This window comes from Micromonospora sp. S4605, assembly GCF_003176715.1.
In the GTDB taxonomy this organism is placed as follows: Bacteria; Actinomycetota; Actinomycetes; order Mycobacteriales; family Micromonosporaceae; genus Micromonospora; species Micromonospora echinaurantiaca.
On record NZ_QGSW01000388.1, the window covers coordinates 1 to 17,237 of the forward strand.

Sequence of the window (17,237 nt, forward strand, 5' to 3'; positions counted from 1 at the left end):
TCGGGCGCGAGTTCATTGAGCAGTCGTCGTTACCGCACTCCAGGTTGCCTGTCGGATCCGCGTACGTGACCGGGTTGCTGTGGGCGTACGTGTAGCCGTGCATCTGTTGTGGGTTGGTGAGGTCCATGACCTCGTCGGAGGAGAGGAAGCGACCGATAATGTTGTCGTACTCCCGGGCGCCGAGGTGCGTCAGCCCGGTGTTGTCGTCGGTTCCTCCGACGAAACCGCGTGTGTTCGGCCAGTCCGAGGCGGTGCGCAGCACACCAAAGGGGTTCTGCCGCCGGATGGTGTGCGACTGGTCCGCCGCGTCAACGGATACCAGCGCGGTGCCCTGGTGATCGACCGCCAGCCAGGTCAACTTTGCGGCGGTCCGGGAGGCGACCGTGCTGCCGTTGTGGTTGTAGTACCGGATACAGGTCGTTGATTGCGTGCTGTTGTTGTAGCGAATCTCCTGTTCCGGCAGGTAGAGCGTCTTGCCCTGTGGATCACGACGGATCAGCCTGTTGCCGTCGGCGTCGTAGATGTAGCTGGTCGGGCCCGTGGCGTCGGTCGAGTTGGCCAGAAGCGCCTCGTTATCCCATTCTAGGTTCTGCGTGCCAGCGTCTGCCGTGGGGCGGGTAAGGGTGTTGCCCATCTCGTCGTAGGTATAGGTGCCGGGCCGCGCGCCCGTCGTCGAGGACAGGGTGTGCGGCTTGGCGCTGCCGGCCGCCGGGTAGACGTAGTTGGTTACTGCGTCGCTGACCGCCCTGTGCACGGTCTCCTGCTTGCGGTTGCCGACCTTGTCGTAGGCCCACGAGTGCCAGTAGGAGGCCGGGCCCCCGAGTGTCGCGACACTCCGCGTAGCCGCACAGTCGCCGGACTCCGGGGTCCACGCCTCAGTCAACCGTCCGAGGTAGTCGTAGTCAAAGCACTGCGTGTCATCGACCGGATCCGGGGCTACGTCCTGGATCCGGGTGATGTTCCCAGCCTTGTTGTAGGTGTACCGGACGTCGCTGAGGATGTACGGCGCTACCTGGTCGCGGTCGGTCCGGATGCCGAGCAGGCGTCCTGTTTCCAGCTCACGAGTGAACGCCTGGAAGACCCGCCCGCCTGAACCGGTATAGAGCTCCACCTGCTCGATCTGCCCGAGTGCGTTGTAGTCCGTGTCGGCCACGTAAGACATCAGTGTCGAGCCGTAGAGCGACTTTACGGTCGTCAGGCCGCCGAAGTCGTCATAGTCGTAGGTCAGCGTCTCGGCTGGCAGGTCGCCGTTGGTCGATGGAAAGGTGCTCGAGGCCATGCTGCCGTCGATGTTCCAGGTCTTCTCGAAATTGTAGGTTCCTGCCAATCCGGTCTCGGAGGCCGGGATGATGACCTGGGTTCCGGTCAGCTCATAGTTGTCGGTGTAACCGAGGGCCTTCACCTGATAGGCGGCCGATCCCACCATTCGGGTGGACTGGGTGATCCGCCCCTTGGCGAGGGTGTCGTAGATCCACTGCGCTCGCGGCGTCCCACCGATCTGGTTGTCGTACACCGCCCGCTTGCGGTCGAGCGGGTCGTACAGGTACGCCAGCTTTTTGTTTCGGGCATCGGTGGAAGTGGTGACCCGGTCGTTGTTGTCATACGTGAAGGTGGTTTTGCCTCGGTCGGGATCCTGGCTCTCTATCTGCCGGCCCAGGGTGTCATAGACGTAGGTCCAGACGTTGTTCGCCGAGTCGGTGACCTTCGTGAGATTTCCGCGCCGGTCGATCGTGAAGCGGGTGGTGTCCCAACTTCCCGGGGTGCCGGGGGTCGGGGTGGCCCCGTGGTACTGCCGAAGTTCGACCGTCCGGTCGCGGGCGTCGGTGACAGTCGAACTGGCCGCCGGGCTGCCCTCTGGCGCTGTAACGTCGGTACGGTCCCCGGCGTAGTAGGTCGTGGTCCGCCACCGCTCCGCGTTGTATGGCTGGAAGACGGTGCCGGTCACTCGGCCCACGCCGTCGTAGACGATACGGCTCTGGTTCGGCACGAGGGCGCGGTCGACGGCTGTGCTCAGTGTGCCACCGGCGGTGCCGGTCGCATGATAGGTGCCGAAACTGACGACCTTGCGTCCCGCGGTGTCGTAGAAGGCGTCGGTAAGCAACCGTCCGCCTGAGGGGGATGCGACCTGCGTCTGACGTTCGCGAAGTAGGCCGTCGAAGAGGGCGAAGTTCTCGACGTAGTTGCCAGCGGCGTTCAGCCGGGCCGTGGTGACGACGCTTGGCTCGGTGGTGCGCAACTGGTACGTGTACTTGAGGTTCGGCGTCTCTGTGGCCTTGTCCCGGTCAGGGAGCCATACCGAGGTGAGACGGCCTAACGGATCATAACCTAGGTCGGTGCGCTTGTTGTTGGGATCGACCGTTGATGCGGTCAGGCCCCAGGCCGGTTCGAGGTTGGTGACCGCCACGTGCTGCAGCGGGTTGGTGACCGTCATGGCCGTGACTGGTGCCCCAGTGGCGGGAGTGTAGGCGGTCTTGGTCTCGTAGTTCATGCCGTCCCAGGTGGACGTCACTCGGCCCTGTACGTCGTAGGCGGCGCGGTTCTGCGTCACGAACGTCGGCGCACCGCCGTTCCAGGCGGACATCTTCTCCGCTCGCGTCGGCAGACCCCGGTTCGGTGCTGTGCCGAACACCTGTGAGTCGTAGGACGTGCGAAGTTCACTGATGACACCTCGTCGGTCAGTGTTCCGTCGGCATCGGCACACTCGACCGCGAACGTCTTCGAGGAGTGGACGCGGTCCATGATCCAGGAACCGACGTTACGTGGGTTGTACTCGCTCTTGGTGCACTTCTCGTACCCGGCGACACTCTCCTCCCCCAGGTCGTCGACCTGGGTGGTCATGCCATTGGAGTCGAAGCTTTTGACGACCTTCGTGACCCGGCCGGCGTCAAGTGTTGTGTAGGACCGCGTGACCGCGATCCGGTTGAAACGGGCCGTGACCGTGTCACCGTTGATCGTGCGGCTCGCCGTCGCCGGCGATGCCCAGGGCTCGTTGGTCTGTCGGTTGACGACCTGGCCACCCGGACCGTTGAAGTTCTTGACCTCGCGCGTGGTGCCGGCGTACCAGTCTTCGTCGTTGATCCCGCCGATCTTCACGTCACGGGTGCCGCCGCTCGGTGATGCTCTGTCCGCGTCCATGCCGCGCGCCCCGGCGTCCTCAAGAGACTTGCCGGCCGGCCGAGCCGTGAAGCGCCATCTGTGAGCCCTAAGCCCTAGTGCTGCTCGGCCTTTCGAGAACGGCTGTTCGCGTAGTTCCATACTGTCCTGGTTGGGACGGAGTCGTGGGTGTGAGCCGGTCTCTCCACGAACAGCAGATGCTGCAGCTTCTCGGTCGGGCCCTGTTCCGCCAGCAGCCACGCGCGGAGCAGCCAGGCCCCCGGGCCGAGGATGTCCGGAGTTTCGTCGAGAACCACGGTGCGATCCAGCAGGGGCAGGAGCTGCGGCACGATCTCGTCGAGGAGCCGCCGCACCTGGTCGGACACCGCAGCGGCGGTCTCGTCGTCGGCAATCCGCCACTGGTCACCGCCCGGCGAGAGTCGGGTGAATCCGAGCCGTCTCCGCCACATGCCGTCGTAGTGCCGGGGAAGCTCCGAGTCCGACCTCCCAGTTCGCTGCCGGTCCCATTCCCAATTTGGTGCCAGCACCAAGGCCACGTTGATGTAGAAAACCTTCTCCCAGCGGGTGGAATGCTCCGAAGGCTGCACCTCGATGATGAGCGCATCCCCCTGCGGTGAGAACTGACGGAAGACGCGCCCTTCATCTCCGCGCTCGAAGCCGTGCCCGGCGAGCTGGACCGCCAAGTCCTCGAGGAAGCCGTTGAACGACGTCTGCGGGGACACCAGCAACTCCTTTCCAGCTCGCCGGGTCGGCGACGAGCAGATTATCCTGATGCGGCCAAGGTACCGCCGATGGCACCGGCGCCGAGAGCGAGACCGCACGCTCCCGCGGTCGCGAGGACGCAGGCACCAGCCAGGCCGACCACGCCGACGGTGACGATCGTTCCGACCACCCACGGATTCTTGATCACAGGTTCCTGGACTTGGACCGGCTTGTACACTCGCACCGGCTCCGGGGCGGTCCTCGGGGGCTCCGGTGGCTTGGGCGTGCGCCACCGGAACGGACGGTACAACACCTGGCCTTCGGTTGGGCCGTTGAACACCACCACTGTTTCCGGGGTGCCTGGCACGGCCGCGAACACCAGCGAGGTTAGCGCGAAGCCCGGCTTGGCGTCGTACTTGCCCTGTGCCTTGATTTTACGTATGTAGTGCTTGACGTCGCTCGCCGCCTCGTCCGGCCGGTGGGCGATCTTGACCTCCCAGACATAGATCGTCCTGGTGTCCTCATCGATGTATACGATGTCGGCGCTACCTGATTCGCCGCATTGTCCCTTGTGCTTCTTGGTCTTGCAGGCGTCGGCGATCTCGTACTCGATGACCACCATGTCCGGGTCGCCGCCCATGTCAGCTACCTGCTTTTTGATCCGTTCCTGGGCCGCGAGCTGGGCGGCACGGTGACGGGCGTTGTTCAGGAAACCGAGGTACTTCTTCTTCTTTTCCTTCGCCTGCTGTGCGTTGTGCTTCTGGACCCGCTTGTGGTACTCCGCCCAGGTCTCTTCCTCGAACTTAAGGCCCGACGGGTCAGAGAGCGTGACCGGGTTGTTGTTGCTGTAGACGTAGCCGTTGATCTGCTGCGGGTCGAGCAGGTCCATAACGGGATCGAGGGATACGAACCGTCCGAGGAGGGGGTCGTACTCCCGGGCCCCGAGGTGGATCAAGCCGGTGTTGTCGATGGTGCCGCCGACGAACCCCTTGTCGTTCGGCCAGGCCGGCGTCGTCCCGTCCCGGGGCGTGCCGTAGGGGGTCTGCCGGCGGACGGTGGCCTGCTGGGTGCCGGCCTGAACGGCGACCAGCGCGGTTCCCTGGTGGTCCGGTGAGAGCCAGGTCAGCCCGGCGCTGGTCCGGGACGCGACCATCGATCCGGCGAAGGAGTAGTACCGGGTGCACGACGTAGTGCCGGTGCTGGTGGTGTAGCGGATTTCCTGACCCGGCAGGTAGAGCGTCCTGCCGGTCGGGTCCCGACGGATGAGGCGGTTGCCGTCCGCGTCGTAGATATAGCGGGTCTCCCCTGTCGCGTCGGTGGACGTCTCCAGGTGACCCTCGGGATCCCATTTCAACCTCTGGGTGCCCGCCGACGGCGTGGGCCGGCTGGTGAGGTTGCCGGTGGCGTCGTAGGTGTAGGCGCCGGCGCTGGCGCCCGACGTGGCTGTGACCGCGTGCGGGCGGACACTGGTGGCGCCGGAGGCCGGGTACGTGTAGGTGGTTGTGGCGTCTCCGGTGCTCCGGTGCACCACCTCGGACGTCCGGTTGCCGAGCACATCGAAGCGCCAGGAGTGCCAGTACGGCATTGGCCCGCCGAGTGCGGCGACAGACCGCGCGGCGGTGCAGTCGCCGTTCCCGGGCGTCCACGCCTCGGTGAGCCGCCGCAGGTGGTCGTAGCCGAAGCACTGGGTGTCATCAACGGGGTCGGGGGCGGCGTCGACGATCTTGGTGATGTTGCCGATGTCGTCGTAGCTGTACCGAGTGTCGGCGACGATGTGCGGTGTGATCGAGTCACGGTCGGTTCGGACGCCGGTGAGCCGGCCGGTCTCCAGTTCCCGGCTGTATTTCTGGAAGACTCGACCGCCGCTGCCGGTGTACAGCTCAATTTGGTCGATTTCCCCGAGGGCGTTGTAGTCGGTGTCGGCCACGTACGATGACGACTGGCTGCCGTACAGCGTGTGCAGGGTGGTCGGCTTCCCCAGGCTGTCGTAGCCGTATGTCAGCGCTTCGGCAGGCAGTCCCGTGTTGGTCGACGGGATGCTCGTCGAGGCGACCGTGTCATCGAGGTTGTAGGTGTTGTTGTAGTTGTACGTACCGGCCAGGCCGGTTTCGCTGGCCGGGATGATGAGCTGGGTGTTTCCGGGCAGGTAGCTGTCGTTGTAGTCAAGGATCTTGACCTGGTACGGTGCCGACCCCACGAACCGGGTCGACTGGGACAGGTAGCCCTTGGCGATGGTGTCGTAGATCCACTGGGCGCGCAACGGGCCGCCCACCTGGTTTTCGTATGTGGCACGCTTACGGCCCAGCGGATCGTACAGATAAGCGATCTTCTGTCCGGCCGCGTCGGTGATGGTGCTGACCCGTCCCGCGTTGTCATAGGTGGAGACGGTCAGTCCCTTGTCGGGGTCGTCGATTTCGGTCTGCCGGCCACGGATGTCGTACCGGTAGATCCAGTCGTTGCCCTTGGCATCGACTACCTTCGTCAGGTGACCCCGCCGGTCATAGCTGTAGGACGTCGCGTCCCAGCTAGCCGCCGTACCCGGAGTCGGGGTCGCCCCGTGGTACTGCCGGAGTTCAACGATCCGGTCCCGCACATCGGTGACCTTGGAGGTCGCCGTGCCGCCCTCAGGTGGGGTCAGATCGGTGCGGTCACCGGCGTAATACGTGGAGGTCCGCCACCGCTCGGCGCCGTAGGGCTGGAAGATGTCCGCCGTGGTACGCCCGGCCCCGTCGTACACGGTGCGCGTCTGCCTCGGCACAAACGCCTTGTCTGTCGCCGTCAGCAGCGTTCCGCCCGGTGCTCCGCTGGCATGGTACGTGTCGAACTTGAGCACCGACCGGCCCGCCGTGTCGTAGAACGACTCGGTGATGAGCCGGCCGCCAGAGGAAGACGGCCGCTGTGTCTGCCGCTCGCGCATGAGGCCGTCGTAGAGCTCGTACGACGTGACGTAATCCCCTGCGGCGTTCAGGCGTGAGGTGGCGATCACCGATGGCGCGTCGGTGCGGATCTGGTAGCTAAACGTGTTGTTGGCCGTCTCGGTAGCCTCGTCCCGACCGGGACCCCACACTGCGGTCAGCCGCCCCAGCGGGTCGTAACGAAGGAGGGTGCGCTTGCCGTTCGGGTCGACGATCGACGTGGGCAGGTTCCAGGCGGGATCCAACGTTGTCGTGGTCTCGTGCAGCAACGGGTTCTTCGACAGCGTTGACGTGACCGGACCGTCAGTCGCCGGGGTGAAGGCGGTCGTGGTCGCCTTGTCCATGGCGTCCCAAGTGGAAACGGCCCGCCCGTGGACGTCATAGGCGTTCCGATCAACGGTGGTGAAGGTTGGTGCGCCGGCGTTCCAGGCGGCGATTTCGTCGGTGTGGGTGGCGAGGCCCTTGACCGGCGCCGCTTCGAAGGCCTGGTTGTCGTAGCGGGTGCGGGTCTCTCCAATCACATCCGTCTCGGCGAGGGCGCTGGGCGTCGCGGCGTCGGCGCACTTCACCGCGTACGACTGCACCCGGTGGAGCCGATCCATGATCCAGGCGTCGGTGTTGCGCGGTGTGTAGTCATTCTTCGTGCACTGCTCGTCGCCAGCGACGCCGTCCAGGCCGAGGTCGTCGACGGTGACGGCCATGCCGTGGTCGTCGTACGTGGTGACTGTCTTGTTGACCCGCTCGCCGCGCCCGCCGTCGAGGGCCGTGTGGCGGGTGACCGTGCCGACACGGGTGAAGCGGGCGGTGACGGTGTCGCCGTTGATCGTGCGGGTGGCAGTCGCCCCCGATTCCCAGGGCGTGTTGACTTCACGCTGGACTTCGGCTCCGCCCGGGCCGTTGAATACCTTGGTCTCGCGGGTCATGCCCGCATACCAATCCTCGTCGTTGATCCCGTCGACGGTCGTCGTGCGCGTGCCACCGGTCGGTGCCAGCTTGTCGCCGTACATGCCGCGGAAATACCGGGTCTCGGTGTAGGTCTGCTCGCCGGCGTCGCCGACGGTCACCCCGACCCGTCCGTAGCCGCGGTAGTCCGACCAGGTCTTGTGCTTCCGGTCGATGAGTCCGTCGTCGTCGTTGTAGTGCCAGGCGATCCCGTCGTAGTAGGTGTAGGAGTAGGCAATCCGCGGGCTGCCCTGCGGTGGAACACCACCGGTGTTGTCGTTCTCGTAGATCGTTGTGACCACGTACTTGTGGAACCAGTCGGTGACGGGGTTGGAGTAGCCCTCTGGTTCCCAGATCACCGGATAGCAGCGGCGTGTGTTGGTGTGCGGGGTGGGCATTGTCTGCCCGGCCTTGCAGTCCTGCTCGGAATAGTTGACGCTGATCGTTCCGCCGGTCTCGTTGCGGATCTTCGTGATCCGCATCCAGTTCATCGCCGCAGCGAAGTCGATCGTGTCGACCCGGTTGGGCAGCTGGACAGGGGTGAACTCGACGTCTGGGACGGAGGCGCTGCCGCCGACGAGGCCGGTGTGGGAGAGCTTGTCGAGCCAGAGCCCGGCGCGGGTGCCGTCACCCGGATCGGGGAAGGTGTGGGTCAACGTCCACCGCTCGACGTCGCTGTATCCCGTGCCGTTGCGAACCTGGGTGGTGATGGTGGAAAGCCGCTTGGTGGACCAGAACGTGGGGAAGAACTTGTCCGGGCACGACGTCGCCGAGCAGGCCATGTCCCACGGGGTGTCCGGCCAGTGCACCTCGTCACGGATGGCGCAGTCGCTCAGGCACCGGTCCGCGACGCCGAGTTCGACGCGCATCGGCGCGGTCGTGGTCAGCACCGAGTCGACGCCGTTGACCTGGCGGGTGCCGTAGTCGATCCGGTCGAGCCAGCCGCCACGGTCGTAGGTGGCATCGTCGTCCGGGTTCAGGTTGCGGCCGTACTTGTTGGTCTCCCGCTGGTACCAGTACGACGTCGAGTTGCCGGAGGGGTCGACTACGTAGTCAAGGCTCCACCGCCACGCCTGAGAGCAGTCCGAGTCGATGAACGCAGTCCCGTGGCAGGGCTCACCTGGATCGTTGCCGAAAATCGGAGCCGTCCATGTCGAGTTGGTCTCCGGCTTGCCGGAGGTCCAGCCGGGCAGGCGGTTGCGGCCGAACCAGTACTGGACACCGTCACTGGTGGTAACGACCCAGTGCTCGCCGTCGTTGTCGCCGTTGCTCGCGCCGGTTTTGCGTTCGATGCGCGAGCCGTCGTCGCCGCGGAGGTGCCACCGGTTCTCAGCCGCATTGAAGATCAGCTCGCCGGAATGGCCCACCAACGACAGGACGGCGTTGTCCGTCTCCCAGCACAGGTCGCCGGTCTTCTTGTCGTTGTTGGCCGAGCCATCCATGTCACGCGCGCACGGTTGGTAGCGCCGTTCGATGAACCCGCCGATCGACGGCTCGAAGCCCTCACCGATCCAGGAGGGCTGGTTGTTGGAGGCGGCGTGCTGACCGTCGACCGACTGTGAGGAGTAGGAGAGACCGACCTGCGGGGCCGGGCCGCCCAAGGCCGGCGGTGTCCGCATGGGATACGACCAGGTGAACGCGCCGGTGTTGCCGCCGACCGCCCAGGTCGCCGAGGGGTTCAGCGACGTGGCGGCGTAGTCACCGGCCGGACCGGAAGCCCCCGCGGTCGCCGCCACCATCGTTTGGGCCTCGCCGAGCGACAGTTCCACCGCCAGCGACTTCGTGGCGGGATCGTTCCGTGACGGCAGCGGCGTGCCGGCGCACTCCCGCCGTTCCGGGGTAGTCAGGGCACACTCGGGCAACGCCACCAGTCGCAGCCGGCTGGACCAGTCCGCCCCGTAGGCCGTGGCGAAGGACCGGTAGTCGACGGTGACCTTCGCCCTGCCCGCGGCGCGGACACCGTCGGCCCTGGCAAGACGCACCAGGACGCCCTCCACCCGGGCCCGTTCTGTGGCCGCCCGATCGAGGACCTCGACGCGTACCCGCTGCGGCGCAGATGTCCCGCGCGCCGCTGCCGGGCCCGCCGACACGCGTACCGGAAGGTCGCCGGACCTGTTCGCGCGGGCATCGTTGGACACCTCGACGACCTCGGTCCGAGCCGCCGGCCATACCGGCGCCGGCTTCGCCGCGGCGACCGCCGGACGCGCAGCCGGCTTCGCCGTGCTCGCCTTCGGCTTCTGTACCGGCACGGTAGGCACCGGCTTGGCCTGCGCAGGGGTGTAGGGCTTGGTGGGCGCGGCCTTCGCTGGGGGCGCGTGGAGCAGACCGGCCGCCACGACGGCGGTGACGCCAGCCGCGAAGGCTGGATACCAGCGGCTGTCGCGCCACCGCCTAGTAACCCTCGGTACTGATTGAGGATCGGTTGAGGACACGGGTGCCTCCGTAGGTCACGCGGATTAGGCGGGAGGAGTCGGAAGGTGCCCTCCGGAGCGGGCACCTTCCGACCTGGCGTGGCGGTTAGGGGGTGGGCGGGTTGAAGCGAAGTCCCAGACCGGGCCGGAGGACCGGTTGCCGGTAGGTGTATTGGATGGCGGAGGTGCCGTCGGAGTTTTCGATGCCGATGGTGGCGCCGCCGCCCCGCTCCAGGAACGTGCCGTCGTTGTCGGTGTAGGCGAAGCTGTAGCCGCCGGCCTCGTCGAGGATCACCTGGAACGTGACCCTGGTGAGCGGGTCCTCGTAGGAGTGGACGTTGCGCCACTCGATGACGAACTGCCGGTTGGGTGCGCTGCCCCGCAGCGCGGTGCGGACGCTGGCGTTGCTGTCGACGACCCAGTCGTGCCAGAAGGGGTAGAGGGCGGCGTTGGGTTCCTCTGGGCTGTCCGGTGAGGGGATGGGCCAGGCGTCTGGTGAGGGTTCGCCGGGGTCGGCGAAGCTGAGCACGCCGTTGGTGTCCACCCAGCCGGTGGTGTATGTCTGGCCGTAAAACGTCACGGGGAAGGGCAGGGCGACCGAGGTGTAGGCGTCGTCGCCGGTAAGCGCGAGGACCGTCGCGTCGGCCGGGGTGTACGGCACGGCCTGCTCGGCCAGGGTGTAACCGCCTCCGTTGGAGGTGGCGCCCAGGGCGTAGTCGGCGGTGGCTTGGGTGTTGGTGCCCACTACCGCCTGCCGTACGTCGGAGCCCTTGCAGGTGCCGCTCGTCACCGTGGCGATCGCCGCCCAGGAGCCGGCGGGCATGGCGTCGATGCGGTAGGTGCCGTCCGCCGCCGTGGTGGCCGTCTTGCCGGCCGCCGCGACGGTCGCCCCGGCCACCGGGCTGCCCTGGCAGATCACCGTGCCGACGACGCTGCCCTGCCCCGGCGGGTTGGGCTTGAAGGTGACGCCCTGGCCGCTGGCCAGCCACGCCTCGCGGTGCAGGTACTGGAAGCCGATGGACCCCTCGGCGTTCTCGATGCCCACCGTGGCCTCACCACCGCGCTCGACCGGCTTGGCCGGATCGATGTCGGCGTAGGCGAGGGTGATGTCACCGCCCTCGGCGAAGATCACCTCGAAGGTGGCGCGGGTGTTGGTATCGCCGTACAGGTGCACGTTGCGCCACTCGACCACCCATTGCCGGTTCGGCGCGGTGCCGCTGATCTTCGTGGCGATCCGGGCCTGCGAGTCGATCACCCAGTCGTCCCAGTGCACGTAGACCGCGGCGTTCGGGGATCCCTCGGCGGCGGGTGACGGGATGGTGCCCGGCGCGGAGCCGATCCAGCCGAAGTAGGCCGGGTCTTTGAAGCTGATCAGGCCGTTGGCGCTGATCCAGGCCGAGGTGTGCGACTCTCCGTAGAGCTTGACCGGGAATGGTGGGTTCTTCTGCCACACGGTCTCGTCGCCGGACCAGCCCTCGACGATGTCGCCGGGGATGAAGGTTTGCGCGCCGGTGGTGCACTTGTAGCCGAACTCGTCGCCGTCGACCATGACTGACAGGTCGACGTCCGAGGTCCCGCCGGGGTGGTTTACGGTTTCGCGGGCGTACTGGCCGGCACATCGGTTATCGCCGGTGGACGCCGCGACCTTGTACTCACCGACCGGAACGGCGGTGAACTGGTAACTTCCGTCCGCGCCGGTGGTGGAGGTGCGGTTACCCGGGTTCAGGGTGACCGTCGCGCCGGCGACCGGCTGGCCGGTCACCGCTGTGGTGAGCAGACCCTTGAGGGTGCCCGCCGGGGCGGGCGTGTAGGTGATCGAGGTGTTGCCGGTCAGCACCGCCTCATGGAACGAGTACAGCGCCGCCACCGTGCCCGAGCCGTTCTCCAGGCCGACGGTCGCGCCCGCGCCCTGCTGGACTGGGGTGGCCATCGCGCCGTAGTGGAAGGCGATGCGCCCGTCCTCGTGGAAGATGACCTCGAAGGTGAGGCGCTCGGTGTTGGTCGGTCGGAAGCCGACGTTGCGCCACTCCACCACGTACGACCGGTTCGGGGCGGTACCGAGGGTCTGGGTTCGCACGCTGGCTGCGGCGTCGACCTCGAAGTCGTCCCAGAACGGGGCCACCACCGCGTTGGGTGCCGTGGCGGTCGGCATCGTCGGGTTGGCCCAGGTGTCCGGTTCACCGGAGGCGCTGCCGAAGCTGACCAGGCCGTTGGTGTGCACCCGGCCGGTCGTGTACGACTGGCCGTGGAACTTCACCGCGAACGGCAGGGTGACCGAGGTCGCCACGTCGTCGCCAGTCAGCGCCAACACGGTGGAGGCCGCGATGAATCCGGACGGCCCGGTGGCGCAGGCATATCCCAGGCCACCGTAGTCGGGGCCAAGTTGCAGGTTGCGCACGGTGTCGGCGGACAGTTCCACCTGGCTGCGCACGGCGGCGCCGCACCGGCCGGCGAGCTTCACCGAGACGGTGTAGCTGTCCTCAACCAAGCCGGTGAAGCTGTACGCGCCGCCCGCTGCCGTCGTGGTGCTCAGGCCGCTCGGATCGAGGGTGACCGCGGCGCCGACGACCGGGGTACCGGCCGCGTCGGTGAGCGTGCCGGAGAGCGTGTGGGTCTTCAGCCCGCCGTCGACGTCCGGGCGGGTGAAGGTGACAGCTTTGCCGCTGCTGAGCACGGGCTCACCGACCGAGTACGACAGCCCGTCCTCACCGGCGGCCGCCTCGATGCCGACGATGGCGTTGGCACCCTTCTCCGCAGCCGTGTCCAGCTGGTCGTAATTGGTGGTCACCGTGCCGTCCGGCGCGAGGATCGCCTCGAAGGACAGCCGCTCCGCGGTGTTGCCCTTGCGGTGCACGTTGCGCCACTCGACGACGAACCGCTGGCCGCTGCCGGTGCCGGTGGTGGCGGTCCGCACGCTCGCCGACGCGTCGACCACCAGGTCATCCCAGAACGGTGCCACCAGCGCGTTCGGGTCCGCCGGCGCGGGCAACTGGCCGCCGCCGGTGTACGGGTGCGAACCGCCCGGGTCGGCGAAGGACAGCACACCGTTGGTGTCCACCCACGCGCTGCGGTACGCGCCACCGTAGAACGGGAAAGCAAAGGGCAGTTGTACGGTGGTGACGGCGTCGTCACCCGTCAGCGCTAGCGCGGTGGACGCCGCCGTGAAGGCGGTCGTTTGCTCGCTGCATGTGTGACCCAGGTCGTCGCTGAACGTGACGAGGTAGATCTCCAGTTCCGAGCCCTGACCGTCGATGGTGATCGCCTGGCTGAACGCCGGCCCGCAGCGCCCGCCGTAGGTCACCGTGATCGTGTACGAGCCAGGGGGGAAGTTGCTCAGCGAGAAGCGCCCGTCTGCTCCCGTGGTGGCCTGGTAACCACCGGGCTGGAGCTGGACGATCGCGTCGGCCTGCGGCAGGAAGAACGGGTCGTACACGGTGCCGGACAGGCTCGCCGCCGGCGCCACCGTGAACTGCCCCTGACTCATCTCACTGACCCGGTTGCCGTCGTCCACCGCGACCGCGTACACCGGTCGCTGACCGGTGGTACCGCCGACGTTGATGGTGACGGTCGCCGTGCCGCCCGGGGCGCTAGCGTTCACCGTGCTGCCCAGGCCGGTCCCGTCGGCGCTGTACCTAAACTTGGTGACGTTCGTGTCGCCACCCGCGTCGAACTTCACCGTGAGTTGACCACCGGCGGTCACATCAGACCCGCTCGGGAACGTGATTTTCGGCTGAAGCGGTATGGCCAGCTTCGCCAGGTTGGCCGCCGTTTCCGTGAAGTTGTAGAACCGCACGTCGTCGACCGTGCCGGTGAAGAAGCTGTCGGAGGCGCCGTTCCACTTGCGCTTGCCGACCGCCACCTCAGTCGTGGCGTTGAAGCCCCCGCTGACCGTGCTGGTGGCACTCTGCAACACACCGTTGACGTAGAACGTCATCTTCTTCGTCGACGCGTCATACACACCGGCGACGTGCGTCCACTTACCCGCCGTCGGCGCAGCGTCAGACAACACGCTATATAGGGCCGGGTTATCGGTATCAGCGCCAGCCATGGTGAAACGCCAGCGTTGACTGCTACCGGCATAACCCAACTGGTACGCCGACGTCCTGGACCCGCTCGCGCTAAAGACAGTCTGGACCGCGCTGCCGGACGTAGAGTTGATCTTCACCCAGGCCGCGACGGTGAAGTCGGCGTCGGTCCGCACCGGGGTGGAGACGCCGGTGTCCGGGTGCGGACTGTTGAGGGTGCCGGTCTTGGTGACCGCGGCGTTACCTGGCAGAGACAGGGCGGTGCCCACCCCGGACCGACCGGCGACACGAATGGCACCTGAGCCGAGGGTCAGCGTGTTGCCGTGCCCGGAGTCGTCGGTCGCCGTCGTGCCGCCGGTCTCCTCGAAGGTCCACTCCGCCGCCGGGCCAGATCCGGCACGGACACTGAACGTGTATGTCACCGGCGTGGAGAAGCGACCCGCGTGGTCCTTGGACCACACGTAGAGCCGGTTGATGCCGTCGTGCAGCGGAGCCAGGCTGATCGACGCGCCGTAGTCGGTGGTACGGGCCGGAACGGTCTTCGCGGCGGTCAGCACGCCCGAGTCCAGGCTGTAGGCGTACTCCTTCACCTCGTACGGGCGGGTACTCGGCGCGGCGATATTGAAGGTGCCCGAGATACCGACACCACCCCGCGGCGTACCGTCGCTGAGGTAGTAGGTGGACATGACACCGGCCGGTGGTGGCGGCGGTGTCGCATCCACGGTGAACTCGCAGGTGCCGGACCAGGCGCTGTGGTGGGAGCCGTCCCAGGTCCGGGCCTGCCAGACGTAGCTGGTGCCGTCGGTCAGCCTGCCCGGGGGGACCGCCCCGGGCACAATCGAGGGGTTGCCCGCCGACTTCGAGATCTTGTTCGTCTCGCTCCGCGTCCCACCGACTGGCCACCAGTAGAAGTCGGTCGTCAACGACTGCTGCGAGGTGTCCGGGTCAGAGTGCTTCGCGGCGAGGGTCGGTGTGGTGGTCAGCACGTACGGCCGCGCAGAACCGGTGGCGCAGTCCTTACCGTCCGACTTGCGCTCCGACGGGGTGTTCGGCGTGGTGTTGTAGGTGATCGACAGCTTCGGCGAGGCGTGGTTGAACCTCTTCCACTGATTCTTGGTGCCCTCGTCGACCGCTCGTAGGCCGACGGTTAGGTTGGACCATTTGCTTGCCGCCGCCTTCGCCACCATCGACTTCACATTGAACTCGATGGTGCCGGCGCCGAGACAACCATGCGCCGCGCCGTACTTGCGGTTGCCGAGGGTCTGCGCGGTGTACCCGCTGTACCAGGTCGGCTGGTTGTTCCACGTCGTGCTCGACGAGATCGACCCCGTCATCCACAGCTTCGCGTTGGTCGGTTTGGGGCTGCACGTCCACGCGTGCCGCTGCTCGATGCGGAACTGTGCGGCAAGAATGTGCTTACCCGCCACCAACGAGGTGTTCATACGGAACATCGAGCGAATGATGTGGTCCGCGCAGCCGGAACAGTCCTCCGTACGCCCCGCACCCGCCGACCCAAACGTCTTGCCGTTATTCAGCGCCGAGGAGTTCTGCCAGAACGAACTCGACTTGTGCTTACTCCACACCGACGTCCACGCGTTGCTGACGATCCCACCGGTCCACGACGGGTCAATGTAGATCGGCAGCTTGGTCCGCTGGTCCGCCAGCATGGCCTTATCCGGAACGATGGTCATCTGGTCCCCGTCGACCCGCACCGGCATCACCACTCGACGGGCGCTCTCCGCCACCGCCGGCTTCCCTGGTGTCGCCAGGGCGGAACGTTCCTGCTCCAACTGCCGCCGCTGCTCGCTCGCGCTCGGCTTACGCTGCGGCCCGAGCACCCGCACCCGCTTCTCCGCCGGTTTCGCCCCGTCGGTCGCGGTGTCCGGCGCCTCCGACGAGTCCCACATCAACGGCGCCGGGGCGGCGAAGACCGTCGCACCCTTATCGTCCCGCGCGGCGAGACCGCCACCAGCCGCCGCGCTGACCGTGACGCCCTTGGTGGCCAGGCCGAACCGCAGCGTCGCCAGCCTCGGGTCCGCCGCCGCCGAACGAGACTTCACCACAAGCACCTCGGAGAAGCCCAGCGGCTGCGCGGTGACCCGCAAGTCCACCTCCGGCAGCACGTTTGGGTAGACCGCTGTCGACCCGTCCAGCACCGGCGCCGGCAGCTTGCCCGGCCAGGTCATCGCGACCTCCCGGCCGCCGTCCTTCAACCGGGCGATTGGTGCGTCACCGCCGGCAGAGAAAACCATCGGCAGCACGGTTCCCCGCGGTGTCACCCCCTCTGCGGACATCTTCAGCGTGGTATCTACCGGCGCCCAAGAGCCGCCCTTACGCACCCGGGTTGGCTCGATGGTCTGCTCGAGCGTCCGGGAGTCGTCGGGGTTGAGGAACGTCTGCGACCACTCCGTACGCTCGGAGAGGATCTCCACCCGGCGACCGCAGGTCTGCACCATCCGCCGCGCCGAGCCCACATCGGGCTGTTCGTCGGCACAAGCAATTTCCGGTGGTGCCGCTTCGGCGCGCGCCGGTGAGCCCAACCCTGCCGCCATCAACGCCGCAGCCATTGCCACGGCCCACCAACGCCGTGACACACCCGTACGGACACCAGCCACCAGACACCCCCGCTACAGGACCAGTAGTGCGCCGAACTTTAGGGATGGCGGATGATCTATGTAAAGGTCGATCACAAGCTGCGACCACAAATCAGGCAAAGGCATCCCAACCCGGCCCGCAGTTCACCCAAGGTCAACCAAGACGTAGTCACCCGCGCTGGCCCGGCACAAGACCCCGTATCCAAGGTCGCAGGTGCAGCGATGCCCTCGCCGTGGAGTGGCGGCCACGTCGATGGGAGTGGTCGCTGACGAGTCAGGAGTAGGCGCGCCACCCGCCGACGCCATGATCACTTTGGGTGAGAGGGGTGCATCGCAAAGGCAGGTCACGTCCGGTTTGTAACTTCAGATTGTGAGGGGCCTTTACACAGCCACGAAGGCTCTCTACAGTTCGGCGCACCGCCGGTTGGACAACGGGGGTGCGGCCACGATTCCGCGCGCGAACCGGCAGCCGAGGATGACCGGCGCTAACGTCATGCCGCTTGGCGGCAGGCGAGGCTTCTGGTGTCGCTCCAC

At 66.8% G+C, this 17,237-nt stretch carries 5 protein-coding genes; all 5 read right to left on the bottom strand.

The window, feature by feature from the left end:
• The coding region (locus DLJ47_RS31370) for an RHS repeat domain-containing protein (RefSeq protein WP_342447658.1) at window positions 1–2,581 on the bottom strand (2,581 nt) is incomplete at its 3' end.
• On the bottom strand, window positions 2,545–3,255 hold the full coding sequence (locus DLJ47_RS37300) for a hypothetical protein (RefSeq protein WP_233258124.1): 711 nt from the start codon (window positions 3,253–3,255) through the stop codon (window positions 2,545–2,547). The genes DLJ47_RS37300 and DLJ47_RS31370, both read right to left, overlap by 37 nt.
• A complete protein-coding gene (locus tag DLJ47_RS31375; protein WP_233258125.1) occupies window positions 3,210–3,836 on the bottom strand; it encodes a DUF4304 domain-containing protein in 627 nt (208 codons plus the stop codon). The genes DLJ47_RS37300 and DLJ47_RS31375 overlap by 46 nt, the downstream gene beginning before the upstream one ends.
• Before the next feature lie 41 nt (window positions 3,837–3,877).
• Window positions 3,878–9,922, bottom strand: a complete 6,045-nt coding sequence (locus DLJ47_RS31380) for an RHS repeat-associated core domain-containing protein (protein ID WP_233258126.1) — start codon at window positions 9,920–9,922, stop codon at window positions 3,878–3,880.
• A gap of 268 nt (window positions 9,923–10,190) precedes the next feature.
• Window positions 10,191–16,565: a carboxypeptidase regulatory-like domain-containing protein gene (locus tag DLJ47_RS31385; protein WP_233258127.1), complete on the bottom strand. Its 6,375-nt coding sequence runs from the start codon at window positions 16,563–16,565 to the stop codon at window positions 10,191–10,193.
• Between the last annotated feature and the right edge of the window lie 672 nt (window positions 16,566–17,237).

Bases quoted from the DNA above. Each gene is read 5' to 3' on its own strand.
- DLJ47_RS37300 (WP_233258124.1), bottom strand. From the start codon at position 3,255: ATGGAACTACGCGAACAGCCGTTCTCGAAAGGCCGAGCAGCACTAGGG.
- DLJ47_RS31385 (WP_233258127.1), bottom strand. From the start codon at position 16,565: ATGGTGCAGACCTGCGGTCGCCGGGTGGAGATCCTCTCCGAGCGTACG.